Below are 24,803 nucleotides of genomic sequence, written 5' to 3' on the forward strand. Positions count from 1 at the left end.
TTCGACCGCTTCCTGCCAGCGGCACGGGCGGGGAATGGCAACTTCCTGCCAGCCGCGAGCCGGGTCGCCGGGAGCCGGGTGAGAGTGGCAGCGAAGATCGAGCTCGGAGAAGGAGACGCGGTCATGCAGCCGGCCAGTCAAGAACCGGAAGGCCGGCGGTTCCGCCTGGAACGCCGGATCTTCTTCCACCATTGCGACCCCGCCGGCATCGTCTTCTACCCGCAGTACCTGGTACTGCTGAACGAGGTCCAGGAGGCCTGGTTCAGCGGCTGCCTCGGCGTCGACTACGCCGCCCTGTTCACCAAGCGCCTGCTCGGCGTGCCGACCGTCCGGCTGGAGTGCGACTTCCTCGCACCCAGCCGCCTCGGCGACAGCCTGACGCTGGAGCTCGCGGTGGAGCGGATCGGCACCAAGTCGCTCACCATCGGCTACGAGTACCGCGGCACCGAGGCCGGCGAGGTGCGTGCGCGGTTCAAGACGGTCCTGGTGTTCACCTCCCTGGAGACGCACCGGGCCGTTCCCATTCCTGACGACATCCAGGCCGGCCTGCGGCACTGGCTCGCGACGAGGGGCGACAGCGAAGAATGAGCAGTGGTCTGCTTGACGACCCCCGACTCGGGGCCGGGAACCTCTTCCGTCTGGCCGCGGCCGCGACCCGAGGCGCCGCGCAGAGCCGGATCGAACTGGACGTGCCGTACCTGACGCTCGACGGCGAGCAGGTGCACGGGTTCACCCTGAACGCGCTGGACGAACTGACCGACCGGGTGGCGGCCGGCTTCCACAACGACGGCATCCGGGCCAAGGATCCGGTGGCCGTCTTCCTCGACGAGAGCGTGCGGTACCTGATCCACTACATCGCGCTGAACAAGCTCGGAGCGATCCCGGTCTTCCTGAACAGCTCGCTGGACCCTGAGACCGCCCGCGCCTTCATCCGGCGGGTCGGCGCCGTGGCCGTGGTCTCGGACCCCGAGCGGCTCGCCAAGGACGCGCTGGACCTGCCGTACTACGAGGCGGACCCGTACTCGCCGGACCAGGTCGCGTACTTCCAGCACACCGAGAACGACCCGGTGCTGATCGCCCACACCTCCGGCACCACCGGCGTGCCGAAGGCCGTGCAGTTCAACCACTTCGGCTTCTTCTTCGGCATCAGGCAGCAGGCCGACGCGGACCTCGGCGAGCGCATCCTGTCCGTGCTGCCGCAGAGCCACGCCTCGGCGATCTCGGTGCTGATGTCCGGTGTGCTGCGCGGCCTGGACGTCATGCTCGCCACCGAGCGCTCCCCGCAGCGGCTGGTCGAGCGGTTCGCCACCTTCCGCCCGCAGTTGGTGGTCGGATTCCCCAAGGTCTTCGTCGACCTCTGCCGACTGGACCCGGACCCGGCGGACTTCGCCTCCATCTCGTACTGGATGTGCACCGGCGACGCCAACCACGAGCAGCACATCCGCAAGCTGGTCGCGCTCGGCAACCACACGGACCGCTCGGGGCAGCGGCAGCCCGGGTCCCTGTTCATCGACAACTTCGGCTCGTCCGAGTTCGGTTTCGCCATGTTCCGCCAGGTGCACACGCCGACCAGCGACCGCTACGGCCGCTGCATAGGCCGTCCGTTCGCCTGGATAGACGCCCAGGTCTTCGACGACCGGGACGAACCGCTGGGCCCGTTCGCGGTCGGCCGGCTCGGCCTCAAGTCGCCGACGGTGACGGCCGGTTACTGGAACAACTCGCTGCTCAGCGAGAAGAACCGGGTGCGCGGCTACTGGCTCACCGGTGACTTCGCCTTCCGCGACGAGGACGGCCGCTTCTACCACGTCGACCGCACCACGGACGCCATCACCACCAGCCGCGGCACGGTCTACAGCACCCAGACCGAGGAGCTGATCCTGCGCAACTTCCCCGAGCTGCAGGACTGTTCGCTGGTGAAGTCGGAGGACACCGGGGAGCTGGTGCTGGCCGTCGAACCCGCCGACCCGGCCGCCGACCTGGACGGGCTGTTGACGCGGATCAACGAGACCCTGACCGCCGCCGCCCTGCTGCCGGCCGACCGGATCCTCGTCAAGGGGAGCGAGGAGTTCACCGGCGTGACCGGCAAGGCCCTCAAGCGGGCGATGCGCCGGTCCTACACCGCCGACGGAGCTCACGGACAAGCCTGACATGGCGGTTGAGAAGACCCTCCGATCGGGGCCGGGAACCCCCGCGGGCATCCCAACCCCCAGCCGACGGCCCCGGGCCGCCTGGGCCGTGGCCTGGCTGATGGGCGCCCTGATCGCGGGCGCCACCGTGCCCACCCCGGTCTATCCGCTCTACGCGCACGAGCTCGGGCTCACCCCGCTGCTGGTGACGGCGGTGTTCTCCACCTACGCACTGGGCACGCTCTGCACGCTGCTGCTGTTCGGCGGCATGTCGGACCGGATCGGGCGCCGCCCGATCCTGCTGGCAGCCCTCTGTCTGGGCCTGCTCAGCTGCGCCCTGTTCGCCGTCTCGCCCACCCTGCCCGGCATCCTGGGCGGGCGGCTGCTGTGCGGCTTCGCCGTGGGCCTGTCCTCCGGCGCGGCGACGGCCTACCTCGGCGAGCTGCTGGCCGACCGGCGCAAGGCGGCCCTGGTAGCCTCGGCGACCAACATGGCGGGCCTCGGCATCGGACCGATGCTCTCCGGCGTCCTCGTCCAGTACGGCCCCGGCCCGATGCTCCTTCCGTACCTGGCGCTGGCCGCCCTGCTCCTGCCCGGGTTCGCCGTGCTCGCGCTGCCGGAGACCGTCGTCCGCGCCGTCGGCCCGGTCCCCCTCCGCCCGCAGCGCCTGCGCATCCCGGCCGAACACCGGTCGGCGTTCGCCTACTCCGCGCTCGCCGCGCTCGGCCCGTTCGCGACCCTCGGCTTGTTCGCCGCCCTGGCCGGCACGTTCCTCCGGGACGGCCTGCACATCACCAACCACCTGATGGTCGGCGTCGCCCCCGGCACCGCCTTCACGGCGGCCGCGCTGGCCCAGGTCTGGGGCAGCAGGGTCGCACCCCGGACGGGCGTCATCGCCGGCATGGCCGTCCTCCCGGCCGGGCTGGTGTCGGTCGTCGCCGCGATCCCGGCCGTCTCGCTGTCGCTCTTCCTGGTCGGGGCGGCCGTCTCCGGCGGGGCCGCCGGATTCGCCTTCCGCTCCGGTCTGGCCCTGCTCTCCGCCAACGCCCGCCCCGACCAGGCCGGCCGACTGGTCTCCGGCTACTTCACCTCGGCCTACCTCGGGCTGTCCCTGCCAGTGGTCGGCACCGGCCTCCTGCTCGGCGCCACCACCCTGCTCGTCACCGCCGCCGTCTTCACCGCCGCGGTGACGGCCATCGCCCTGCTCTGCATCGTCCCGGTCGCCCGCGCCCGCGGATGACGGGGCGCCGGACCGGTTGCCGGTCGGGTGGGTCCCACCCGGAACACCCGTCAGTGGATCTCGCGGTCCTGCAGCTGGTGCAGGAGGTAGCCGGCGTGCAGCCGGTTCTTCGCGCCGAGCCGCCGCATGATCTCGGAGATGTGGCGCTGGCAGGTGCGCATGGAGATCCCGAGGCGGCGGGCGATCGCGCGATCGTCGACTCCGTCCACCAGCAGGCTGATGATCATCGCCTTGGTGTCGTCCGACGCTATCTCCACCATGCTGCGGTCGTAGCCGGGGGACAGCGGCAGCGCACTCGACCAGGCGAACTCGAAGGCCGCGTACATGAAGTCGACCACGCTCGGATCGCGTACCACCGCCGCGCTCAGCGGATCGTCGCGCAGCTCGATCAACGCGACCGTCCGATCGAAGATCATCAGGCGCGCGAAGTCGTTGCTGGTGGTCCGCACCTCCGCGCCCTGGCCGGTCACGTGCTCGACGAAGGTCAGCGTGGGCTGACTGTGCCTGGCGGGGTGCTGGTAGAGCGTGCGCAGCTTGACGCCGCGCGCCAGGAGTTCATCGGCGCGCTCCAACGACTCCGCCAGGGCCTCCTGGTCCCGGGCTCCGCCGGGCTGGGAGGCGACCACCTCGCGTCGGCTCGCCGCCGCGAGCTCGGCTATCACGCCACGCGCGGCGCCGACACCCAGCACGGGCTCGATCGGCGACGACCGGGCACCACGGAGCACCTTCTCCTGGTAGGCGGCCACCAGGCCGGTGTAGGTGGACCAGAGCCGGTCGGCCTCCCGCTGCCGCCGCGCCAGATCCTGCAGCACCGGTGCCAGCATCCGGATGCGGGCGGCTTCCGGGGGCACCGCCACCAGCCGACCGACATCGGCGGCACCGGCCCGTAGCAGCTTCAGCCTGAGTAATTCCGCTACTGCCAGCTTGACTTGACTGTCAGTCAAGTTCAGATCGTGCCCCGCCTCGGCGAGAGTCGGCGGAGAGGACTGCCGGAGCGTGAAGTCGTAGAGGATTTCGGCGGATTCGCCGAGCGGCGCACGAACCACGCCCGGAACTTCCCGATTTGACACGTGCCGTCCCCCTGGCGGATATGTGCAGGCCGAAAGAAGATAGCCCAGGCGGATGGGAAATGGCGCCTGTGGCTGGGCATGCTGGAGTGGTTGCGGTCGATCACGAACCGACGACGAGAAGGACTTGAGGGGGGACCGTCATGAGAATCGTCCGCCAGGTGTTCGCAGCTGCCCTGGTCGACGTCCTGACCACGTCCGCGGGCTCGCCACCCCCGGACCTCGGCGGGGACTGACAGCGCCGACCGGACCGGCCCCGCACCCCTCGCCGCGGTGGCCGGCCTTGGACTGCCCGGAGGTCGCGCCCGCCCGAGCCCCCGCGCGTCCGACCGTTGCTCCCCACCACCGCCGACCGCCGGGCCGCCGCGCGCGCCCGGACGAGCTCGGCCATACGGACCCGCGGAGAGGCACTTGACCAGCATCGGGCAGTCGTTAGAGAACCTCAGCTCTCCCACCCTGCCGGCGCTGCGCGACCTGGCACTGCAGGTGGCGGAGATGGCCGGCCGGCTCTCCGGAGGCGTGGCGTACGGCCTCCGCCCCGACGCGGCCCCCGAGGACGCCCGCTCGGTCGCAGCGCGCCTGATCCAGCAGTGCGGCCACCGCGTGGTCAGGGCCCAGAGCAGCTACGCCGACGGGCCGCACGAGTTCAACGACCCGCTCCTGGACCGGCTGCACACCCAACTCCTGGCCCGGGGAGGTGAGGTCAGGATGCTCGTCACCGGCACGCTGCTCCAGGACGAGGAGGCGCTGGCCAAACTGACCGAGCTCGCCACCGCAGGGGCGCAGATCCGGGTCTCCCCCTGCGGGCTGCCCACCGCCGTGATCACCGACGGCCTGGTCGGCCTGCTGGCCTCGGAGCGCAACGCGCCACTCACCGTGATCTCCGGTCGGGAGGCCGTCCGAGCCATCTCCCTCCTCCATGACGCCGTCTGGACCCAGTCCACCGGCCTCGTGCCCGACCACCGGGGCTGGACGGCCGACGAATGCTCCGTGCGCGTCCTACAGGCGATCAGCCAGGGCTACACCGACGAGCGGGCCGCCCGGGAGCTGGGCCTGTCGGTGCGCACCTACCGTCGGCACGTGGCCGCCCTGCTCACCCGGCTCGACGCGGGCTCCCGGTTCCAGGCCGGCGTGCGGGCGGCCCAACTCGGCCTGATCGGCGCGGCGGCCTGACCGAGGCGGCGGCCTGACCGGCGCCGCGCGCCCGACGGCGGGCCGGGCCGAATCCGGCGGACCGAAGGCCGGCCCCGTGGGACCGGCCCGTCGGCTCACTCCTTCGGAGCCTCCGGCTGCTCGACGAAGTCGACCTTCTTGAACTGCCGGTTCATCGACTTGGCCAGGAACCAGGTCGCGACGCCGAGGGCGGCGAAGACGACGAAGCCGAGGAGGCCGGGGGTGACCTTGGCGTCGTCGACGGCGAGGTCAGCGGCGAGGTGGACGAGGTTCACGGAGGCACTCATATCTCTATGGTGGCCCGGCTCACGGGGAGCCGGGCCATCGGGGGGTGGTTCAGTCGCGCGTGTCGGCGGCCTCGGCCGCCAGGGTGGGCGTGCGCAGGCCGGCGAACAGGTCGTCCTCCGGCAGGTCCACGTCGACCAGGGTACGGCTGAGCTCGTAGTCCTCGGTGGGCCAGACCTCGCGCTGGACCTCCAGCGGGACGCGGAACCACGGGCCGTCCGGGTCGATCTGGGTCGCGTGGGCGATCAGCGCGCGGTCGCGGGTCTCGAACCAGTCGTCGCAGCGGACCCGGGTGGTGATCTCGCGCTCCTTGCGGCCGCTCTTCTCCCAGCCCTCGATCCACTCGCCGTACGGCGACTCGTGGCCGTGCTCGGTGAGGTACGTGTGGAGGGCCCGGATGCGGCCCATCGGGAAGCCGTGGTTGTAGTACAGCTTGAGCGGCTGCCAGGGCTCGCCGGCCTCCGGGTAGGCGTCCGGGTCGCCCGCGGCGTCGAAGGCCAGCATGGTGATCTTGTGGGTCATGATGTGGTCCGGGTGCGGGTAGCCGCCGTTCTCGTCGTAGGTCGTGATGACCTGCGGCTTGAACTCGCGGATCAGCCGGACCAGCGGCTCCGCGGCCTCCTTGACGTCCTGGAGGGCGAAGCAGCCCTCGGGCAGCGGCGGCAGCGGGTCCCCCTCGGGCAGGCCTGAGTCCACGAAGCCCAGCCAGGCCTGCTTGACGCCGAGGATCGCCCGCGCCTCGTCCATCTCCTTGCGGCGCACCTCGTGGATGTTCTCCTCGACGTACCGGTCCCCCTGGAGCTTGGGGTTGAGGACCGACCCGCGCTCGCCCCCCGTGCAGGTGGCCACCAGCACGTCCACGCCCTGCTCGACGTACATGGCCATGGTGGCCGCGCCCTTGCTGGACTCGTCGTCCGGGTGGGCGTGCACCGCCATCAGTCGCAACTGCTCAGTCAACGCCTTGCGTTCCTTCCACACTTGTCGGGCGTTCCGCGAAGTCCGGGTCTGCCCACCGTACGAACCGCTCACTTCGGGACCGCGTCGCCGCGGGGCCGGGCCGCGGAACGTCGCCGGCGCGGCCGAGCCCTGCCCCCGCCGGACCGGCCGCGGGCGTGCCCCTCCTATAGTGACGGACTGGAGGAGCGTCGCATTCCCCCGCACCACCCGCGCGGCCCCTCCCCCAGGAGAGGACGGAGTCCGATGAGTGCAGACACCACCGCCACCGGTCTGCCCGAGGGGCGATACGGCCGCGGCGGCGACCGCGACTCGGACCGCCGCCTGAAGGTGATCGGCGCGGTCTGCGGCGTGCTCGGCCTGGGCCTGATCGCCTGGCTGGGCGGCTCCTACATGCTGCGCGAGTCGAAGATCAACGGCTCGGTGCCGACCTTCCAGGTGCTCTCCGACTCCGAGGTCCAGCTGCACCTCACCGTACGCAAGGGCGACGGGCAGGCCGGCACCTGCACCGTGCGCTCGCAGGGCGACGACCACGGGGTGGTCGGGGTGGCCGACTTCCCGGTCCCGGCGGCCGGCTCCAGCTACGACGCGGTGGTCACCCTGCGCACCACCTCGCGCGGCACCACCGCCGAGCTGCTGGGCTGCACCCCGACCAAGTAGTGGTCCCGCCGGGCAGCGCGCCCCCGCCGGGCGCCGCGCCCGGGCCGGACAGTGCGCCCCGGGCGGCGCACCCGCCTCCGGCGGCACGCATATCCGATCCGGAGAGCGGGCATCCGTAGAGGGTCCCGCACTCCATTGCCGTACACCGCGGCGCAACGCCACCGTCAACGACGCGTGAACGCCCCTCCCGCTTGTCAGCAGGACTTGTTAGGCTCGTGGTTTCGCCCCTTCCGCACCGGATGGTACGGGAGCGGGCGTTGCTTTGTAGTTGAGACCGATATCACCACCGACCCCTGCTGACGACTCACACCCTCAGCACAGCCCCAGCACCTACGAGGAGCACCCGTGACCCAGACCAGTGAGAACGTGACCTGGCTCACTCAGGCCGGCTACGACCAGCTCAAGGCCGAGCTGGACCACCTGACCGGGCCCTGGCGCATCGAGATCGCCCAGAAGATCGAGGCGGCGCGCGAGGAGGGGGACCTCAAGGAGAACGCCGGCTACCACGCGGCGAAGGAGGAGCAGGGCAAGTACGAGCTGCGCATCCGCCAGCTGACCCAGCTGCTGGAGCGCGCCAAGGTCGGCGAGGCCCCGGCCGACTCGGGCGTGGTGGCCCCGGGCATGGTCGTCACGGTCGCCTTCGACGGCGACGAGGACGACCTGATGGAGTTCCTGCTGGCCTCCCGCGAGGTCGCGGGCGCCGACGACCTGGACGTCTACTCGCCGCAGTCCCCGCTGGGCCGCGCCATCGACGGCAAGCGGATCGGCGACGAGGCCACCTACGAGCTGCCGAACGGCAAGCCGGCCATGGTGAAGATCGTCAAGGTCGTGCCGCACGCCGGCTGATCCGGCCGCACACGACCCGAGGGCGGCCGCGGAAGTCCAGCACTTCCGCGGCCGCCCTCAGGCGTTCCGGGCGCGCCGTTCCGGGCGGCGCCCGGTCAGGCGGTGGAGGAGCGGTACTTGCGCACCGCCAGCCAGGAGAACACCGCGGTGATCACGACCGACCACAGCACCGACACCAGCGCCGCGTGCTGCATCGGCCAGGCGCTGTCCACCGGCCCGACCTGGTTGCCGAACAGCACCCGGCAGGCCTGCACGGTGGCGCTGAACGGGTTCCAGTACGCGATCCCCTGGAGCCAGCCCGGCATCGAGGTGACCGGCACGAAGGCGTTGGACACGAAGGTCAGCGGGAACAGCCAGATCAGCCCGGCCGAGGTGGCCGCCTCGGGGCTGCGCACCGACAGGCCGATCAGCGCGCCGATCCAGGAGAAGGCGTAGCCGAGCAGGAGCAGCAGGCCGAAGGCGGCGAGCGCGTTGAGCAGGCCGTCGTGGATCCGCCAGCCGACCAGCAGCGCGACCATCGCCAGCACCACCAGGATGAACGCGGTCTGGCACAGGTCCGCCAGGGTGCGGCCGACCAGCACCGCGGACCGGGCCATCGGCAGCGAGCGGAACCGGTCCACCAGCCCCTTGCTCATGTCCTCCGCGATGCCCGCCGAGGCGCCGGCGACGGCGAAGGTGACGGTCTGGGCGAAGATGCCGGCCATCAGGAACTGGATGTACGTGTCCGAGCTGGAGTCGGTGCCGGGGATCTTGATCGCCCCGCCCATCACGTACGAGAACAGCAGCACGAACATGACCGGCTGCATCAGCCCGAAGACCACGATCTCCGGGATGCGGGTCATCCTGCGCAGGTTGCGCTTGGCGACCACCCAGGAGTCGTGCAGGGCGGCGACGATCCCCCGGCGCTGCCCGGGCATCGCCGGGCCGATGGCGTGCTCGGTGGCGGTGCTCATCTCAGCTCTCCTTCCCGGCCGCGACGGCCTGCTTGTCCGGCTCCGGCCCGCCCGGCCCACCCGGGCCGCCCTGGCCCCGGCCGCGCGCCTTGCGGTCGGCGCCGCCCTCCTCCTCGGACCGCTCCTCGGCGACGTGGCCGGTGAGGGTGAGGAAGACGTCGTCCAGGGTCGGGCGGCGCAGCCCGATGTCGTCGATCTCGATCCCGCGGGAGTCCAGTTCGCGGATCGCGTCGGCGAGCACCCGGGCGCCGCCGCTGATCGGCACGGTGATCCTGCGGGTGTTCCTCTCCACCGTCGGCTCGCTCAGCGCGTAGCCGGACAGCGCGGCGACGGCGTCGCCGACCAGGCCGGGCCGGTGCACCACGACCTCGATCCGCTCGCCGCCGATCTGCGCCTTGAGCTGGTCGGCGGTGCCGCGGGCGATCACCCGGCCCTGGTCGACCACCGCGATGTCGTGGGCGAGCCGGTCGGCCTCCTCCAGGTACTGGGTGGTGAGCAGCAGCGTGGTGCCCTGCTCGACCAGCGTCTCGATGACCTCCCAGAGCGCGAGCCGGTTGCGCGGGTCGAGACCGGTGGTCGGCTCGTCCAGGAACATCACCGGCGGCCGGACGACCAGCGCGGCGGCGAGGTCCAGGCGCCGGCGCATGCCGCCCGAGTAGGTCTTGGCGGTGCGGTCCTTGGCCTCGGTGAGGTTGAACCACTCCAGCAGCTCCAGCGCGCGGGCCTTCGCGGCGCGGTTGCTCATCTGGTAGAGCTCGCCGACCATGGTGAGGTTCTCGAAGCCGGTCAGGTACTCGTCGACCGCCGCGTACTGGCCGGACAGGCCGATCAGGCTGCGGACCCGGTCGGGGTGCTTGAGCACGTCGACCCCGGCGACCACCGCGTGGCCGGAGTCGGGGCGGAGCAGGGTGGTGAGGACCCGCACGGTGGTGGTCTTCCCGGCGCCGTTGGGGCCGAGCAGCCCGAGCACCGTGCCCTCGGGGACGTCGAGGCTGACCCCGTCCAGGGCTCGTACGTCGCCGAAGGTCTTCACCAGGTTCTCGGCTTGGATGGCTGGCGCCATGGCCTTGCCTCATCTCCTCGGACGTATGGGGCGATCTGTCCCACCCTGCCCCGTTTCCGGGCACACGGGCGACCCGATTCTCGACCCGTGGGACTCGAACGCGATGTATCGCGAGTCTTCCAGTACGCGATATATCGCGTCAAGGGACGGGGCCCAGGACCGGACGCGGAACGGCGTGCGGGACGGAGCCCGGCCGAAGTGCGGCATGGAGTCCGGCACGGAACTCAGCCCGAGACCACGTACCCCGCGTCCCGCAGCTCCCCGACCACCAGCGCGCAGTGCTCCGGCCCCTTGGTCTCCAGGTGCAGGTCCACCTCGACCTCGGTCAGCCCCAGCCGCGGGTCGATCCGCACGTGCGCCACGTCCAGCACGTTGGCGTCCACCCTGGTCAGCACGGCCAGCAGGTCCGCCAGCGCACCCGGCTTGTCCGCCAGCCGCACCCGCAGCGACAGGTAGCGCCCGGCCGCCGCCAGCCCGTGCCGCAGCACCCGCTGCATCAGCTGCGGGTCGATGTTGCCGCCGGACAGCACCCCCACCACCGGGCCCTCGAAGGAGTCCGGCCGCTCCAGCAGCGCCGCGATCGGGGCCGCCCCGGCCGGCTCGACCACCAGCTTCAACCGCTCCAGTCCGAGCAGCAGCGCCCGCGACAGCGCGTCCTCGGAGACCGTGCGGATGCCGTCGGCCAGCGTGTTGACCACCTCGAAGGGGATGTCGCCGGGGCGCCCGACCATGATCCCGTCCGCCATCGTGGCGAAGTGCTCCAGCGACACCGGCCGCCCCGCCGCCAGCGAGGGCGGGTACGCGGCCGCGCCGGCCGCCTGCACCCCGATGACCCGCACGTCCGGCCGCAGCGGCTTGACCGCCGCCGCGATCCCGGCGAGCAGCCCGCCGCCGCCCACCCCGACCAGGATGGTCCGCACCTCCGGGCACTGCTCCAGGATCTCCAGCCCGACGGTCGCCTGGCCGGTGACCACGTCCCAGTGGTCGAAGGGGTGGATGAACACCGCGCCGGTCGCGTCCGCGTACTGCTGCGCCGCCCGCAGGGCCTCGTCCACGGTGGCGCCGTGCAGCCGCACGTCGGCGCCGTAGTCGCGGGTGGCCGCGACCTTCGGCAGCGGCGCCGCGACCGGCATGAACACCGTGGAGCGCACGCCGAGCAGCGAGGCCGCCAGCGCCACGCCCTGGGCGTGGTTCCCGGCGCTCGCCGCCACAACCCCGCCGGCCCGCTGCACCGGCGAGAGTCCCGCGATCCGCACGTACGCCCCGCGCAGCTTGAAGGACCCGGTGCGCTGGAGGTTCTCGCACTTCAGGTGGACCGGCGCGCCGATCAGCCCGGAGAGGTGCCGGCTGCCCTCCATCGGGGTCACCCGGGCTACCCCGGCGAGCATCTTCTGGGCGCCGCGGACGTCGTCGAGGGTGATCGGCCAGGTGTGCATGGCGCCAGACTACGGGCGCGGCCGACGGTGATCCGGAATGCCGGGCCTGTTCCCGGGCCCGCCCGGCCCGCGTACCCTGCTGCTCCTGAGCCTTCCTCACCGCACGACGATCGTGAGCCGCGATGACGACGACCTCGCCCCAGGCCACCGACCGCACCGACCCCGTGCACACCCAACTCCAGTACCAGCTGGCGGTGTTCGCCCGCCGCATGGAACAGGTCCGGACCTCCGGCGGCGGGGTCGGGGCCCTGGACCGGGCCGCCTACCTGCTGCTCGACCGGCTGCAGCGGCACGGGCCGGCCAACGTCAAGGCGCTGGCCGAGTCGCTGGGGGTGGACTCCTCCACGGTGACCCGCCAGGTCGCCCCGCTGGTCACGGCCGGGCTGGTCGGCCGGGTGCAGGACCCGGCCGACCGCCGGGCCGTACGGCTCGCGCTGACCTCGCGCGGCCTCGACCGGCTCGCCGAAGTCCGCGACGGCCGGGCCGAGTTGACGCGCCGCCTGGTGGACGGCTGGCCGCCGGAGGAGCAGCGCGTGTTCTGCGCCCTGCTGGCCCGCTTCAACCTCGCGATGGAGTCGTACACGGCGGACCAGCAGGGGCAGTGAGGGGCCGCGGCCCCGTACGGGCTCAGCCCAGCGCCTGCTTGAGGTCGGCCAGCAGGTCGTCGATCGACTCGATGCCGACCGAGACGCGCACCAGGTCGGACGGCACCTCCAGCGGCGAGCCCGCCGCCGAGGCGTGGGTCATCCGGCCCGGGTGCTCGATCAGCGACTCGACGCCGCCGAGCGACTCACCGAGGGTGAACAGCTGCGCGCGGTTGCAGACCTCGACGGCCGCCTCCTCGCCGCCGGCGACCCGGAACGAGACCATCCCGCCGAAGGCCTTCATCTGCTTGGCCGCGATGTCGTGGCCGGGATGCTCGGGCAGGCCCGGGTAGAGCACCTGGCTGACCTTCGGGTGGCTCGCCAGCAGCTCGGCGACCTTCTCGGCGTTGGCGCTGTGCCGGTCCATCCGGACGCCCAGCGTCTTGATGCCGCGCAGCACCAGCCAGGCGTCGAACGGGCCGGAGACGGCGCCCATCGCGTTCTGGTGGTACGCGACCTCCTCGCCGAGGGCCGCGTCGGCCAGCACCAGCGCACCGCCGACCACGTCGGAGTGGCCGCCCATGTACTTGGTGGTGGAGTGCACGACCGCGTCCGCGCCGAGCGAGATCGGCTGCTGGAGGTACGGGCTGGCGAAGGTGTTGTCGACCACCAGCAGCGCGCCGGCGCCGTGCGCGATCTCGGCGAGCGCGGCCAGGTCGGTGATGCCCAGCAGCGGGTTGGACGGGGTCTCCACCCACACCGCGCGGGTGTTGGGGCGCAGCGCCTCGCGGACGGTGGCCAGGTCCTGGGTGTTGGCCACGGAGAACTCGACGCCCCAGCGGGTCAGCACCTTGGCGAACAGCCGGAAGGTGCCGCCGTAGGCGTCGTTGGGGATCACGATGTGGTCGCCCGGCTTGAGGATGGTGCGCAGCAGGGTGTCCTCGGCGGCCAGGCCGGAGGCGAAGGCGAGGCCGCGAGCGCCGCCCTCCAGTGCCGCGAGGCACTCCTCCAGCGCGGTGCGGGTCGGGTTGGCGCTGCGGCTGTACTCGTAGCCGCCCCGCAGGCCGCCCACCCCGTCCTGCTTGTAGGTGGACACCTGGTAGATCGGCGTGACGACGGCCCCGGTCTGGGGGTCTGCTTCCTGACCCGCGTGGATGGCGAGAGTCTCGAAGCCCTGAGGAAGCTGGTGCTCGGTCATGGGTCCGAGCCTAATGGGCGAATGCCGTCACGCCTGCCCGAACCGGGAAGCGGGGCGAACCCGCAGGTGGGAGCGGGTGCGCGGCGGGCCGGAACCGCGGGTGCGCGAGGCCCCCGGTCTCCCGGCCTCCGCGCGGCGGGCCCGAACGGCCCGTACGGCCGCCCTCCGGAATCCGGGGGCGGCCGTGCGCGTTGCACACTGAGCCAGGTTCCCCGACCCGCTGGAGCAGGCCGTGCTGTTCAACCGCCACAAGACCTCGCTCGTCCCCGCCGACCAGGCGCTGCCCGGCCGGCCCTCCCCGGCCTTCACCCTCACCGAGCCGCACACCGTGCTCGGGCACCCGCTGCCCGGCCCGTACCCGCAGGGCCTGGAGGTGGCCGACTTCGGGCTGGGCTGTTTCTGGGGCGCCGAACGCACCTTCTGGCGACTGCCCGGCGTCTGGACGACGCTGGTCGGCTATCAGGGCGGCCACACCCCCAACCCGACGTACGAGGAGGTGTGCAGCGGGCTGACCGGGCACACCGAGGCGGTCCGGGTGGTGTACGACCCGGCCGTGATCTCCTACGAGCGCCTGCTGAAGACGTTCTGGGAGGCCCACGACCCGACCCAGGGCAACCGCCAGGGCAACGACGTCGGCACCCAGTACCGCTCCGCCGTCTACACCCACTCCCCCGCCCAGGCCGAGGCCGCCGCGGCCACCCGGGACGCCTTCCAGCCGTCGCTGACCGCGCTCGGTTACGGTCCGATCACCACCGAGATCGCCCCGGCCGGCCCGTTCTTCCCGGCCGAGCCGTACCACCAGCAGTACCTGTCGGAGGCCAAGAACCCCAACGGCTACTGCGGTCTGGGCGGTACCGGCGCCTCCTGCCCGATCGGCGTGGCCCGCACCCAGGGCTGACCCTCTCCCGGGAGCGGCCACTCAAAGTGACCGGTCCCTGATCCGGGCGCAGACTGGAAGGGCCGACGGGGCCGGCCCGGCCACCCTCTGGTGGCCGGGCCGGCCGCACGGGAGAGGAGTGCGCCATGTCCGGTCCCTACCGACGGAACTTCGACGATCCCGAGGAAGTCCGCCCCTTCGAGGAGGGCACGGGGGAGCTGCGGCTGGTCAACCTGGACGGCGGCCCGGTGGGCCGGGCCGTGTTCGAGCCGGGTTGGCAGTGGTCCAAGCACGTCAAGCCGATCGCCAAGACCGACAGCTGCCAGGCCGCCCACGCCGGGTACGTGGTCTCCGGCCGGATGAAGATCGTCATGGACGACGGCCGGGAGTGCGAGGTGGGCCCCGGCGACTTCATGCTCTGCCCGCCCGGGCACGACGCCTGGACGGTGGGCCCGGAGGCCTGTGTGATCGTCGACTGGCAAGGCTTCGCGGACTACGCGAAGCCCTGAGCGGCACCGGGCTCCGCCGTTTCGCACCGGTCCCGCTCCCCGGGTCGGCCGTGAGGTCCGGTCCCACCCGGGGAGTCTTTCGTACCGGGGTCCGGCGGGGTCAGACGGCGCTGCCGGCCTTCCAGGCGGACCAGCTCATGTTCCAGCCGTTCAGGCCGTTGTCCGGGGCGACCGTCTTGTCGCCGGAGTTCACGACCTCGACCACGTCGCCGACCATCGAGGACTTGTAGAACTTGAAGCCGTCGGCGCCGCTGTCCTGGGCGCCCTTGGTGTCCTGGAGGCCGATGCAGCCGTGGCTGGTGTTCTGGCTGCCGAAGATCGACGGCGAGGACCAGTAGTTGCCGTGGATGAAGGTGCCCGAGGTGCTGAGGCGCTGGGCGTGCGGCACGTCCGCGATGTCGTACTCGCTGCCCAGGTTGACGGTCTGCGAGTTCATCCGGGTCTGGGTGTACTGCTCGGAGATCACCATCTTGCCGCCCCAGGTGGTGTGCTCGGGCGAGCCGCCGGAGATCTTGTAGACCGCGCTGACCTGGCCGTCGGTGGTGACGGTGAGCTTCTTGGTGGCGAGGTCGGCGACGCTGGTCTGGGCGCGGCCGATGGTGAAGCTGACGTCCTTGGACTGGGTGCCGTAGACGCCCTTGGCGCCCTCGACGTCCTTGAGCCGGAGCTTGAGGGTGACCTTGGTGCCCTTGGCCCAGTACTCCTGGGGCCGGAAGTCGAGCCGGGTGCTGGAGAACCAGTGACCGACGATCTCGACGCCCGGCTCGGCTATGACCGTGATCGCCTGCTGGACGCTCTTGCGGTCGGTGATCGGCTTGCTGAAGTTGATCGAGACCGGCATGCCGACGCCGACCGTCGAGCCGTCCTCGGGGGTGAAGTAGCCGACGAAGGTGTTGGCCGGGGTCGCCGTGGTGAAGACGGCGTTGGAGTCCGCCTCCAGCTTGTCCTTGTCGAAGGCGGTGGCGGCGACGGTGTACTTGGTACCGCTGGCGGGGGCGGTGGCCGAGGTCCAGCCGGTGCCGTCTGCGGAGAGCTGGCCCGCCAGCTCCTTGCCGGTGGTGTCGGTGACCTTGACGCTGCTCAGGGTGCCGTTGGCGACGGTGACCTTGACCGGCTCGCTGAAGCTCGCGGAGGCGGCGCCGTCGGCCGGGGTGACGGTGATGACCGCGGCCGAGGTCTTGGGGGCGCTGCTGCTCGCGCCGCTCGGGGCGCCGCCCGAACCGCCCGAGCCGCTGCCACCGCTGCCACCGCTGGCGCTGTTGTCGTTGCAGGCCGCCAGCAGCAGTACGGGCGCGCCGATCAGTCCCGCGAGGACCCCGCGCCGGCTCCAGCCGCTTCCGGCCGCCCGCCCCTGACCTTCCCGTGCCGTCACGTCGCGTCTCCCTGCTGATCATCCCGGGCATTACGGATACAGAAACGCAATCCACCCGTTCACGGTTCCAACACCGAAGGGTAAGCGATCGTATGAGATGACCCAACTTCCCGATGAACAGGGACGAAACGCCCGGCCCGCGAGGCGGACCGGGCGTTCACGTGTGATGGCGGCGGGCGCCGTCACCCGACGGCTTCGTCCTACTCGGCGGACTCGTCCACCTGGTACTCGTCCCACTCCTCGCTGTCCGGGTCGAACTCGGTCTGCGCCGACTCCCAGGTCGCCGAGGCGAGCTCCACACCGGGCACGTCGCCGAGCAGCGCGACCGGGTCGATGAAGTGGGCGAGCGAACCCGACGGGTCCACCTCGATGGCCTCGACGGACTGGGCGCGCTCCTCGTCGTCGAGGTACTCGTCCGCGGTGACCGCCTCCAGGGCGGCCGCCTTGAGCGCGCCCTCGTCGGTGATCTCCGCGATGAGCTCGATCTTGACCCGGACGTAGCGCGGGGTGTCCTGGTCGGTCGTTTCAGTGCTGGTCATGCGTGCGAGCGTACGGGACGACCGCGCCCGGCGTGGTGCGCGGGCGGCCGCCCGGAGCACACCCCGCGCGCCCGGCGCGAACGGCGCGAACGGAAGGGGCCGGTCCCTCGGAGAAGGACCGGCCCCACCGTTCCCCGCCGGGGCTCCCCCACCCGGGAGCCACGGGGACACGCGCCGTGCGGCGCGGTGCTGCCGCGGGAACCGCCGCACCCTGTCAGCCGGCCGGGGCCGGGCAGGGGCGGGACGACGGCGCCTCCCACGGCGGAGGACACAGCGGCCGGGTCAGGCTCGCCCGGTGTGTCCGGAGCCGACCGCGGTCGCCGGGGAGCCGCTCCCGGACGGTTGCCGTCGCCTCACTCGGCGTCCTGCCGTTGACCACCACGATGCCCGAGCCTTGTTAACCACGTGCTGCGGGCAGGTGACGCCGGTGTACCACTTCTCCCGTGGACGAATCCTCCGCATCCGTCCACGGCGGGACGGCGGTGACGGAGCATCGGCGACGGACGGCGGCGGGGCAGCGGTCGGCGAGCGACGGGGCAACGGACGGCGGCCGGCGGTGACGCCGGGTCAGTGCTGGCCGCGACCGGTCAGGAAACCCAGCAGGTCCTGGCGGGTGACGATGCCCTGCGGCTTGCCCTCGACCAGCACGACGGCCGCGTCGGCCTTCTCCAGCACGGTCATCAGGTTGGTGACGGTCTCGCCCGAGCCGACCACCGGCAGCGGCTTGGACATCACCTTGTCCAGCGTGTCGGTGAGCTCGATCTCCTTGGCGAAGATGCCCTCCAGCAGCAGCTTCTCGACCACCGAGCCGATCACCTCGCCGGCCATGATGTCCGGGTGCCCGGCACCCGGGGAGACCACCGGCATCTGCGAGACGCCGTACTCGCGCAGCACCCGGACCGCCTCGGAGACCGTCTCGTTCGGGTGCATGTGGACGAACTGCGGGACGCCGCCCTGCTCCATGGACTCCTTGCGGGCCAGCACCTCGCCGATGTGCGCCTCGTCGGTGGACGAGGGCAGGAAGCCGTAGTCGGCCATCCAGTCGTCGTTGAAGATCTTCGACAGGTAGCCGCGGCCGCCGTCCGGCAGCAGCACCACCACGACGTCGTCCGGCCCGAGCTCCTTGGCCACCTCCAGCGCGGCCACCACGGCCATCCCGCAGGAGCCGCCGACCAGCAGGCCCTCCTCCTTGGCCAGGCGGCGGGTCATCTGGAACGAGTCCTTGTCGGAGACGGCGACGATCTCGTCCGCGACGTTGCGGTCGTAGGCGGTCGGCCAGAAGTCCTCACCGACGCCCTCGACCAGGTACGGCCGGCCGGTGCCGCCCGAGTAGACCGAGCCCTCCGGGTCGGCGCCGATCACCTTGACCTTGCCGCCGGAGGCCTCCTTCAGGTAGTTGCCGGTGCCGGAGATGGTGCCGCCGGTGCCGACGCCCGCCACGAAGTGGGTGATCTTCCCCTCGGTCTGCTCCCACAGCTCCGGGCCGGTGGAGTGGTAGTGCGAGGCCGGGTTCTCCGGGTTGGAGTACTGGTCCGGCTTCCAGGCGTTCGGGGTCTCCCGGACCAGGCGGTCGGAGACGTTGTAGTAGGAGTCCGGGTGCTCCGGGGCGACGGCGGTCGGGCAGACGACCACCTCGGCGCCGTACGCGCGCAGGGTGTTGATCTTGTCGGTCGAGACCTTGTCCGGACAGACGAAGATGCACTTGTAGCCCTTCTGCTGGGCCACGATCGCCAGGCCGACGCCGGTGTTGCCGGAGGTCGGCTCGACGATGGTGCCGCCGGGCTTGAGGGCGCCCGAGGCCTCGGCGGCCTCGATCATGCGCATCGCGATGCGGTCCTTGACCGAGCCGCCGGGGTTGAAGTACTCGACCTTCGCCAGCACTGTCGCGCTGATGCCCTCGGTGACCTTGTTCAGCTTGACCAGCGGCGTGTTGCCGACCAGGTCGATGATCGAGTTGTGGTACCGCACGGGGGTCCTCCCGGTCTGTGGGCGTGCGACTGCTTTTCGGTACTGCAAAGCCTAGGGCGTGGCACCCGTCCCTCGGCTCCCCTCTTTCACACCTCCCCCAATGGCCCACCCCCTTCGGCGCCCCGGGTAATCCCGCCCCCCGCGCGGGTAAGAGCGCTGTGCAGGCAGCGCCGTGCCTCCGTGGGGGGGCCGGCAGGAGCGCGTGAAGGGGGCACCGGATGCCAGGGGCACGGGACTCGCGGGCCCGGGTGGCCCGTCGGATCGCCACCGCGGCGGCCTACGGCGGCGGCGGTCTCGGCCTGCTCGGAGTGGGCCTGGTCGGCCTGCTGCTGACCGAGAGCAAGCTCGCCATCCAGGCCATCGGGGTCCTGGAGACCCAACCGCCCAGGGCCGACGGCGTCTACGGGGACGCCTTCGCCGACCGCACCGTCGGCCCCCAGGCCCCGCTCGTGCTGGCCGTCCTCGGCGACTCCACCGGCGCCGGCCTGGGCGTGGCCCGCTCCGGCGAGACCCCGGGCGCCCTGCTCGCCGCCGGCCTCGCCTCGGTGGCCGAGCGCCCGGTGCGGCTGGTCAACGTGGCCCGCTCCGGCGGCCGCTCCGCCGACCTCTCCGGCCAGCTGGAGCAGGCGCTGCCGCACCACCCGGACGTCGCCGTGATCATGGTCGGCGCGAACGACGTGACCCGGCACAGCCCGGCCCAACTGGCCGTCCGCCAGCTCGGCGAGGCCGTCGCCGCCCTGCACGCCAACGGCTGCGAGGTGGTCGTGGGCACCTGCCCCGACCTCGGGACGATCAAGCCGGTGCGGCCGCCGCTGCGCTGGGTGGCCCGCCGGCTGAGCCGGCAGCTGGCCGCCGCGCAGACCATCGCGGTGGTGGAGGCGGGCGGTCGGACGGTCTCGCTGGGATCGCTGCTGGGCCCGGAGTTCGCCGCGCGCCCGGAGATGTTCGCCGCCGACCGCTACCACCCCTCGGCCCAGGGCTACGCGACCGCCGCGATGGCGCTGCTGCCCTCGGTCTGCGCCACGCTCGGACTCTGGCCCGAGGAGGAGCGCCCGGCCGCGGCCGTCCCGGGCACCTCGGTGCTGCCGGTCGCGGTCGCGGCGGCCGCGGCGGCCGACCGGGAGGGCACCGAGGTGGCGGCCGTACTGGCGGAGGGCGCGGGCCGCCGTTGGGCCCAGTTGAGGCACCGGCTGCGGATCGGCCCGCCCGGCCCGGAGGGCGGGAAGGAGGCCGGTACGACCCCCGGGAACACGTCGGCCAGCTCACACGCTGGTACGGGTGACGCCTGATCTACCAGGCGGTAACTTTCCTCCCGGACGTCAGGTCCGCCGTCACCCAGCGAGGAGCCCGTCATGCCCGAAGCCGTCATCGTCAGCGCCGCCCGTTCGCCGATCGGCCGGGCCTTCAAGGGCTCGCTCAAGGACGTCCGCCCGGACGACCTGACCGCCCACATCATCCAGGCCGCCCTGGCCAAGGTGCCCCAGCTCGACCCGCGCGAGATCGACGACCTGATGCTGGGCTGCGGCCTGCCCGGCGGCGAGCAGGGCCACAACCTGGCCCGCATCGTGGCCGTCCAGATGGGCATGGACTACCTGCCCGGCGCCACCATCACCCGCTACTGCTCCTCCTCGCTCCAGACCACGCGGATGGCGCTGCACGCGATCAAGGCCGGCGAGGGCGACGTCTTCGTCTCGGCCGGCGTGGAGACCGTCTCGCGCAGCGTGAACGGCACCTCGGACGGCCTGCCCGGCACCATGAACCCGATCTTCGACGAGGCCCAGGCGCGCACCAAGAAGCGGGCCGAGGAGGGCGGCGGCGAGTGGCACGACCCGCGTGAGGACGGGCTGCTGCCGGACGCCTACATCGCGATGGGCCAGACCGCCGAGAACCTGGCCGCGCTCAAGGGCATCACCCGCGCCGAGCAGGACGAGTTCGGCGTCCGCTCGCAGAACCTCGCCGAGGCCGCCATCAAGGCCGGCTTCTGGGAGCGCGAGATCACCCCGGTGACGCTCCCGGACGGCACCGTGGTCAGCACGGACGACGGCCCGCGCGCCGGCGTCACCCTGGAGGGCGTGGCCGGCCTGAAGCCGGTGTTCCGCCCCGACGGCACCGTGACCGCCGGTAACTGCTGCCCGCTGAACGACGGCGCGGCCGCGCTGGTCATCATGTCCGACACCAAGGCCCGCGAGCTCGGCATCACCCCGCTCGCCCGGGTGGTCTCCACCGGCGTCAGCGCGCTCTCCCCCGAGATCATGGGCTACGGCCCGGTCGAGGCCTCCAAGCAGGCGCTCAAGCGGGCCGGCCTGACCATCGACGACATCGACCTGGTCGAGATCAACGAGGCCTTCGCGGCCCAGGTGATCCCCTCCTACCGCGACCTCGGCGTCGACCTGGACAAGCTGAACGTCAACGGCGGTGCGATCGCGGTCGGCCACCCCTTCGGCATGACCGGCGCCCGGATCACCACCACCCTGATCAACTCGCTGCAGTGGCACGACAAGCAGTTCGGTCTGGAGACCATGTGCGTCGGCGGCGGCCAGGGCATGGCGATGGTCATCGAACGCCTCAGCTGACCCCCCGGACACCCTCCGAAGGGTCTGGACCACCCATTTGGAGTGACGCAGCGTAATTGAGGGCCGGATCACACCGCGAGGTCGATCCGGCCCTCAATTCTTTCGTTTTCCGCCCGGAAATCGACACTGCGGAGCGGATCAACTCCACTGCGTAGAACGGTGTTACCTAACAATTTGGGGACAAGAGCGAAAGTCCTGGACGAATTGGACATTCGCCACTGCGGTAACAGCCCCGCATGCGGCAGTGTGGACACGTAACCCCGTTCCGCTCCTCGCTAGGAGTACGTTCCGTGAGCGCCGTCTACACCGTCCTGCTACTGATCCTGATCACCGTGTCGACCGCCGTGCTGCTCCACCTCCGCGGACTCTCCCGCCGACTGGACGCGCAGGCCGCGGCCCCGACCGCGGCCGCCCCGGTGGACGAGGCCGCGATACGCCGGGCCGTCACCGAGGCGCTCGCCGCCGACCGTGAGCGGGAGATCACCGAGGCCCGGGCGTTCTGGGCCGAGCAGGAGGCCCGCGCGGCCGAGGACGCGCCGCTGTTCGACTCGCCGTTCTCCGGCGCGTTCTCCGGCACCGACGAGTGGCCGCTCTTCTTCCCCCGCCCCACCGGCCCGCAGGACGCCGTCGACAACGCCGGGACGATGGACCCGGAGTTCGGCGAGGCGCTGCGCTCCGCGCTGGAGGACCTGATCAACGAGGGCGGCGGCACCGCCCCCGCCGAGCCCGGCACCGAGGGCGGCCTGCCGCTGCGCCCCGGCCACCCGGTCGGCGAGACCAAGGACGCCCGGGCCCGCCGCGAGGCCGACCTGCTGGCCACCGGCCTGGAGGCCGGGCTGCTGGACGCCGACCCGGCCGTCGAGGAAGCCCCGGTCGCCATGCCCGACCCGCGCCGCCACCCCTCGCACCCCGACTTCGTGCCCAGCCAGGCGCCGTCCCGGGAGTGGACCGACAGCCGGCTGGCCACCCTCGCCGAGGAGGCGGTCGCCCTGATCGACGTCCGCCCGGGCCCGCTGGGCACCCTGGACGTCTACGCCTTCGCCGACGGCACCACCCTCTGCGTGGCCCCGGGCGACCGGGAGGCCGCCTACCGGCTGATCGACGCGGTCCGCGCCGGCGAGCACGTCCGGCTGCTCGGCGGCTCGCGCTTCTCCGGCTCGTACTCGCTGACCTTCTCCACCGAGGAGGAGGCCGTCTACGTGCTCGCCGACCGGGTGGTCGCCAGCATCTGACGGCGACTCACCGGATCACCAGCACGCAGCGCGCCGAAGGCCGGCCGGGTCATGGGGTTACCGATCCGGCCGGCCTTCGGCGTGGGCGCGTCCTCGGGGCCTCAGCCGCAGAGCGCCGCCGCCTCCCGCACCGCGTCCACCGCCCCGGCCAGCACCTCGGCCGCCGCCACCGGCCCGTCCGGCAGCGCGACCTCCGCCCCCCGGGGCAGCGCCGCGAGCGCGGCCGCCAGGTCGTGCGCGGCGACGGCCAGCTGGTCCCCCACGGCGAAGGCCCCGGCATCCGGGAACTCCCGCCGCTCCTCCTCCTCCGCGGCCAGCGCCAGGCCGGCCAGCCGCCGCGCCAGCTCCAGCACGGCCGCCGCCCGCGAGGCGTACCCCGGCACAGCGCCCAGCAGCTTGCTCTGCGGCAGCGAGCGGAAACGATCCGCCAGGGACTCGGCGGCTTCGACCAGGGGATTCACGTCCAGGGGCTCCACGTCATGCATGGGTAGGAGCGTAGGCGAAAAGCCGCCGGGCCCCGGAGCGAGTGGCTCCGGGGCCCGGCGGCAGTGTGCTCGGCGGAAGGGACCGTCAGTCGTCGCCGCGAAGGCTGGCGATCAGGCGCAGCATCTCGAAGTAGATCCAGACCAGCGAGAAGGTGAGCCCGAAGGCGGCCCGCCAGGACTCCTCCTGCTGGGCGCCGCCGGCGATGGCCCGCTCGATCTCGTTGAAGTCGAGCGTCAGGTAGAACGCGCCGAGGGCGACACCGATCAGGCCGATGCCGACGCCCAGCGGGCCCGACCAGGTGTCGACTCCGCCGCCGAACGCCCACGCGATGCAGTTGACCAGCAGCAGACCCGAGAAGCCCAGGCCGATCGCGATGCCGATCCGGGTGTACTTCGGGCTGACCCGCAGCCGCCCGCTCTTGTAGACGTAGAGCGTCGCCCCGAAGACCGCCGCCGTGCCCAGCACCGCCTGGATCGCGATGCCCGGCCAGATGGTGTTGAGGACGTGGGTGACGGCGCCCAGCGCGAAGCCCTGGAACGCCGAGTAGGCCAGGACCAGCGCGGGGCTGATCTTCTGCCGGAACTGGACGACCAGACCGACGATCATGGCGACCAGCGAGGCGCCGACCGCGAAGCCGAAGTTCTTGAACGGCAGCGTGAACCAGGCCACCGCACCGGCGCCGACCACGGTCAGCAGGGTCATGGCGGTGCGCGCGATCACGTCGTCGAGCGTCATCCGCCCGGTGGCGCCGGGGCCGGCCGACGGACCGTTGTACAGCTCGTAGAGCTGTTCGTCGGTCATCGGGCCCTGGCCGTGCGGCTGCTGGGCGTAGGGCGTACCCGCGTACGGGTTCTGGCCGTACGCGTTCTGGCCGTAGGGGTTCTGGCCGTGCGGGCTCCCGGCCTGCGCGGTGGTACCGAACCCCGCGTAGCCGGCGTCGCGGGTGAAGGACCCCTCCCGCGAGAAGACCGGGTTGCTGCTTCTCATTGCTCATTCCCTCCGTGGCGGCACTGCACCGCCCTCGCACAAGGGTAATGGCTTGGCAAAAATTCCGGGATACGCCGCGAGGAGGATCCGTGAACAATGACCGGCGGGGACGCCGTCGCGCCCCCGCCGAGTGATCGGTGCCCGGAGCCGGACTCGAACCGGCACGGCCTCGCGGCCAAGCAGTTTTAAGCTGCCCGTGTCTGCGTTCCACCATCCGGGCGTCTGCGAAACCACCCTGAGCCTAGTCTCCCGACTCACCCTTTCGCATGTTCCCAGCCCCGGAAGTTGTCATGTTTCCCTGCCATCTGACGATCTGTCCGGGATTCGGCCACGAAGGATATCCGTTCCGGCCATCCATTCCGCATCAGGGTCCACGTCATACCGCAGGAGGAGGGGCCAACCCCTCCCGTACGCCCAGCGGTGGTAGGGCCAACCGTCCGGCGGAGCGACGCGAAACCATGATCACGTCGCGGAACATGGAGGTACAAGTCCACGAGTACGACGAGCACAAGGAGCCCCCGTGACCACGCCGACCGCAACCGCCGTCCACACCGGCCTGGCGGCCGCCCGAGCCACCGGTCTGAACAAGGTCTACGGGGAGGGGGAGACCCGCGTCGTCGCCCTCGACAACGTCAGCGTCGTCTTCCCCCAGGGCGAGTTCACCGCGATCATGGG

Annotated in this window: 24 protein-coding genes, 1 tRNA gene and 1 pseudogene; 13 read left to right on the forward strand and 13 right to left on the reverse strand. The window is 71.9% G+C overall.

The genetic code is table 11. The annotated features are described in order from the left end of the window. Nucleotides 1-123: 123 nt before the first annotated feature. The 3 genes from ACWDBE_RS31340 to ACWDBE_RS31350 are packed head-to-tail and all read left to right on the forward strand — an operon-like array spanning nt 124 to nt 3,366. Entirely contained in the window at nt 124-588 is a 465-nt protein-coding gene (locus ACWDBE_RS31340; protein WP_449791170.1) for an acyl-CoA thioesterase, read from the forward strand. Continuing rightward, nucleotides 585-2,147 (forward strand): class I adenylate-forming enzyme family protein, encoded by a 1,563-nt coding sequence (locus ACWDBE_RS31345; protein ID WP_449791171.1) that lies wholly within the window; start codon nt 585-587, stop codon nt 2,145-2,147. The genes ACWDBE_RS31340 and ACWDBE_RS31345 overlap by 4 nt, the downstream gene beginning before the upstream one ends. Nucleotide 2,148: 1 nt before the next feature. Then, complete coding sequence (locus tag ACWDBE_RS31350; protein ID WP_449809668.1) at nt 2,149-3,366, forward strand: MFS transporter; 1,218 nt, start codon at nt 2,149-2,151, stop codon at nt 3,364-3,366. A gap of 50 nt (nt 3,367-3,416) precedes the next feature. On the opposite strand, the gene ACWDBE_RS31355 is transcribed toward ACWDBE_RS31350, so the two are convergent. After that, nucleotides 3,417-4,310 carry a LuxR C-terminal-related transcriptional regulator gene (locus tag ACWDBE_RS31355; RefSeq protein WP_449791173.1) on the reverse strand — a complete coding sequence of 298 codons (894 nt, stop codon included), beginning with the start codon at nt 4,308-4,310 and terminating at the stop codon, nt 3,417-3,419. Nucleotides 4,311-4,844: 534 nt separating this feature from the next. Here ACWDBE_RS31355 and ACWDBE_RS31360 point away from each other — a divergent pair. Next, on the forward strand, nt 4,845-5,606 hold the full coding sequence (locus tag ACWDBE_RS31360; protein WP_449809669.1) for a LuxR C-terminal-related transcriptional regulator: 762 nt from the start codon (nt 4,845-4,847) through the stop codon (nt 5,604-5,606). A gap of 95 nt (nt 5,607-5,701) precedes the next feature. Here ACWDBE_RS31360 and ACWDBE_RS31365 read toward each other — a convergent pair whose 3' ends face one another. After that, nucleotides 5,702-5,893: a hypothetical protein gene (locus ACWDBE_RS31365; RefSeq protein WP_355255494.1), complete on the reverse strand. Its 192-nt coding sequence runs from the start codon at nt 5,891-5,893 to the stop codon at nt 5,702-5,704. 49 nt (nt 5,894-5,942) lie between these two features. Beyond that, complete coding sequence (mca, locus tag ACWDBE_RS31370; protein ID WP_449791175.1) at nt 5,943-6,848, reverse strand: mycothiol conjugate amidase Mca; 906 nt, start codon at nt 6,846-6,848, stop codon at nt 5,943-5,945. Between the two features lie 243 nt (nt 6,849-7,091). Here mca and ACWDBE_RS31375 point away from each other — a divergent pair, with 243 nt between their 5' ends. Then, nucleotides 7,092-7,505, forward strand: a complete 414-nt coding sequence (locus ACWDBE_RS31375; RefSeq protein ID WP_449791176.1) for a DUF4307 domain-containing protein — start codon at nt 7,092-7,094, stop codon at nt 7,503-7,505. Between the two features lie 345 nt (nt 7,506-7,850). Then, nucleotides 7,851-8,351, forward strand: a complete 501-nt coding sequence (gene greA, locus ACWDBE_RS31380) for a transcription elongation factor GreA (RefSeq protein ID WP_316526550.1) — start codon at nt 7,851-7,853, stop codon at nt 8,349-8,351. Between the two features lie 95 nt (nt 8,352-8,446). Here greA and ACWDBE_RS31385 read toward each other — a convergent pair whose 3' ends face one another. The 3 genes from ACWDBE_RS31385 to ilvA all read right to left on the reverse strand — a co-directional run bounded on the left by ACWDBE_RS31385 (nt 8,447) and on the right by ilvA (nt 11,803). Continuing rightward, entirely contained in the window at nt 8,447-9,304 is an 858-nt protein-coding gene (locus ACWDBE_RS31385) for an ABC transporter permease (RefSeq protein ID WP_449809670.1), read from the reverse strand. A 1-nt stretch (nt 9,305) separates the two neighbouring features. Then, nucleotides 9,306-10,367 (reverse strand): ATP-binding cassette domain-containing protein, encoded by a 1,062-nt coding sequence (locus tag ACWDBE_RS31390; protein WP_449791179.1) that lies wholly within the window; start codon nt 10,365-10,367, stop codon nt 9,306-9,308. Nucleotides 10,368-10,591: 224 nt separating this feature from the next. Further along, nucleotides 10,592-11,803: a threonine ammonia-lyase gene (ilvA, locus tag ACWDBE_RS31395; RefSeq protein ID WP_449791180.1), complete on the reverse strand. Its 1,212-nt coding sequence runs from the start codon at nt 11,801-11,803 to the stop codon at nt 10,592-10,594. Between the two features lie 122 nt (nt 11,804-11,925). Here ilvA and ACWDBE_RS31400 point away from each other — a divergent pair, with 122 nt between their 5' ends. Next, nucleotides 11,926-12,408, forward strand: a complete 483-nt coding sequence (locus tag ACWDBE_RS31400; RefSeq protein WP_449791181.1) for a MarR family winged helix-turn-helix transcriptional regulator — start codon at nt 11,926-11,928, stop codon at nt 12,406-12,408. A 22-nt stretch (nt 12,409-12,430) separates the two neighbouring features. Here the strand turns inward: ACWDBE_RS31400 and ACWDBE_RS31405 are convergent, their stop codons facing one another. Then, nucleotides 12,431-13,585, reverse strand: a complete 1,155-nt coding sequence (locus ACWDBE_RS31405; RefSeq protein ID WP_316526555.1) for a cystathionine gamma-synthase — start codon at nt 13,583-13,585, stop codon at nt 12,431-12,433. 232 nt (nt 13,586-13,817) lie between these two features. On the opposite strand from ACWDBE_RS31405, the gene msrA reads away from it, so the two are divergent. Together msrA and ACWDBE_RS31415 are read left to right on the forward strand one after the other, a co-directional pair. Next, entirely contained in the window at nt 13,818-14,483 is a 666-nt protein-coding gene (gene msrA, locus ACWDBE_RS31410) for a peptide-methionine (S)-S-oxide reductase MsrA (RefSeq protein WP_392874271.1), read from the forward strand. A gap of 125 nt (nt 14,484-14,608) precedes the next feature. Beyond that, on the forward strand, nt 14,609-14,971 hold the full coding sequence (locus tag ACWDBE_RS31415; protein ID WP_449791183.1) for a cupin domain-containing protein: 363 nt from the start codon (nt 14,609-14,611) through the stop codon (nt 14,969-14,971). Nucleotides 14,972-15,071: 100 nt separating this feature from the next. Here the strand turns inward: ACWDBE_RS31415 and ACWDBE_RS31420 are convergent, their stop codons facing one another. The 3 genes from ACWDBE_RS31420 to ACWDBE_RS31430 all read right to left on the reverse strand — a co-directional run bounded on the left by ACWDBE_RS31420 (nt 15,072) and on the right by ACWDBE_RS31430 (nt 18,850). Beyond that, nucleotides 15,072-16,343, reverse strand: coding sequence for a L,D-transpeptidase (locus ACWDBE_RS31420; protein WP_449809671.1), 1,272 nt, complete (start codon nt 16,341-16,343; stop codon nt 15,072-15,074). 200 nt (nt 16,344-16,543) lie between these two features. Beyond that, the gene (locus tag ACWDBE_RS31425) at nt 16,544-16,882 is read right to left on the reverse strand and encodes a hypothetical protein (protein ID WP_392873876.1); all 339 of its coding nucleotides are present in this window, start codon (nt 16,880-16,882) and stop codon (nt 16,544-16,546) included. 567 nt (nt 16,883-17,449) lie between these two features. After that, nucleotides 17,450-18,850, reverse strand: coding sequence for a cystathionine beta-synthase (locus tag ACWDBE_RS31430; protein WP_449791186.1), 1,401 nt, complete (start codon nt 18,848-18,850; stop codon nt 17,450-17,452). Between the two features lie 218 nt (nt 18,851-19,068). Between ACWDBE_RS31430 and ACWDBE_RS31435 the strand changes: the two genes are divergently transcribed. From ACWDBE_RS31435 to ACWDBE_RS31445, 3 genes are all read left to right on the forward strand, one after another. Further along, nucleotides 19,069-20,139 carry an SGNH/GDSL hydrolase family protein gene (locus tag ACWDBE_RS31435; protein ID WP_449809672.1) on the forward strand — a complete coding sequence of 357 codons (1,071 nt, stop codon included), beginning with the start codon at nt 19,069-19,071 and terminating at the stop codon, nt 20,137-20,139. Between the two features lie 63 nt (nt 20,140-20,202). Then, nucleotides 20,203-21,423, forward strand: coding sequence for an acetyl-CoA C-acetyltransferase (locus tag ACWDBE_RS31440; protein ID WP_392873885.1), 1,221 nt, complete (start codon nt 20,203-20,205; stop codon nt 21,421-21,423). A 290-nt stretch (nt 21,424-21,713) separates the two neighbouring features. Next, the gene (locus tag ACWDBE_RS31445) at nt 21,714-22,655 is read left to right on the forward strand and encodes a hypothetical protein (RefSeq protein ID WP_449791188.1); all 942 of its coding nucleotides are present in this window, start codon (nt 21,714-21,716) and stop codon (nt 22,653-22,655) included. Nucleotides 22,656-22,756: 101 nt separating this feature from the next. Here the strand turns inward: ACWDBE_RS31445 and ACWDBE_RS31450 are convergent, their stop codons facing one another. The 3 genes from ACWDBE_RS31450 to ACWDBE_RS31460 form a co-directional block, all read right to left on the reverse strand. Then, nucleotides 22,757-23,140, reverse strand: a complete 384-nt coding sequence (locus tag ACWDBE_RS31450; RefSeq protein ID WP_449791189.1) for a hypothetical protein — start codon at nt 23,138-23,140, stop codon at nt 22,757-22,759. Nucleotides 23,141-23,225: 85 nt separating this feature from the next. Continuing rightward, on the reverse strand, nt 23,226-24,128 hold the full coding sequence (locus tag ACWDBE_RS31455; protein ID WP_449791190.1) for a Bax inhibitor-1/YccA family protein: 903 nt from the start codon (nt 24,126-24,128) through the stop codon (nt 23,226-23,228). 138 nt (nt 24,129-24,266) lie between these two features. Then, nucleotides 24,267-24,348 (reverse strand) — tRNA-Leu (locus tag ACWDBE_RS31460). 300 nt (nt 24,349-24,648) lie between these two features. Here ACWDBE_RS31460 and ACWDBE_RS31465 point away from each other — a divergent pair. Continuing rightward, nucleotides 24,649-24,803: pseudogene (locus ACWDBE_RS31465) on the forward strand (ABC transporter ATP-binding protein); the annotation flags it as partial.

It is taken from the genome of Kitasatospora sp. NPDC001132 (assembly GCF_053598415.1).

Coding starts and splice junctions, on each gene's coding strand:
- ilvA (WP_449791180.1), bottom strand. CDS start 11,803: ATGCACACCTGGCCGATCACCCTCGACGACGTCCGCGGCGCCCAGAAG.
- ACWDBE_RS31455 (WP_449791190.1), bottom strand. CDS start 24,128: ATGAGAAGCAGCAACCCGGTCTTCTCGCGGGAGGGGTCCTTCACCCGC.
- ACWDBE_RS31340 (WP_449791170.1), top strand. CDS start 124: ATGCAGCCGGCCAGTCAAGAACCGGAAGGCCGGCGGTTCCGCCTGGAA.
- ACWDBE_RS31415 (WP_449791183.1), top strand. CDS start 14,609: ATGTCCGGTCCCTACCGACGGAACTTCGACGATCCCGAGGAAGTCCGC.
- ACWDBE_RS31375 (WP_449791176.1), top strand. CDS start 7,092: ATGAGTGCAGACACCACCGCCACCGGTCTGCCCGAGGGGCGATACGGC.
- ACWDBE_RS31435 (WP_449809672.1), top strand. CDS start 19,069: ATGCCAGGGGCACGGGACTCGCGGGCCCGGGTGGCCCGTCGGATCGCC.
- ACWDBE_RS31440 (WP_392873885.1), top strand. CDS start 20,203: ATGCCCGAAGCCGTCATCGTCAGCGCCGCCCGTTCGCCGATCGGCCGG.
- ACWDBE_RS31450 (WP_449791189.1), bottom strand. CDS start 23,140: ATGCATGACGTGGAGCCCCTGGACGTGAATCCCCTGGTCGAAGCCGCC.
- ACWDBE_RS31400 (WP_449791181.1), top strand. CDS start 11,926: ATGACGACGACCTCGCCCCAGGCCACCGACCGCACCGACCCCGTGCAC.
- ACWDBE_RS31350 (WP_449809668.1), top strand. CDS start 2,149: ATGGCGGTTGAGAAGACCCTCCGATCGGGGCCGGGAACCCCCGCGGGC.
- ACWDBE_RS31390 (WP_449791179.1), bottom strand. CDS start 10,367: ATGGCGCCAGCCATCCAAGCCGAGAACCTGGTGAAGACCTTCGGCGAC.
- ACWDBE_RS31365 (WP_355255494.1), bottom strand. CDS start 5,893: ATGAGTGCCTCCGTGAACCTCGTCCACCTCGCCGCTGACCTCGCCGTC.
- ACWDBE_RS31385 (WP_449809670.1), bottom strand. CDS start 9,304: ATGAGCACCGCCACCGAGCACGCCATCGGCCCGGCGATGCCCGGGCAG.
- ACWDBE_RS31405 (WP_316526555.1), bottom strand. CDS start 13,585: ATGACCGAGCACCAGCTTCCTCAGGGCTTCGAGACTCTCGCCATCCAC.
- ACWDBE_RS31425 (WP_392873876.1), bottom strand. CDS start 16,882: ATGACCAGCACTGAAACGACCGACCAGGACACCCCGCGCTACGTCCGG.
- ACWDBE_RS31345 (WP_449791171.1), top strand. CDS start 585: ATGAGCAGTGGTCTGCTTGACGACCCCCGACTCGGGGCCGGGAACCTC.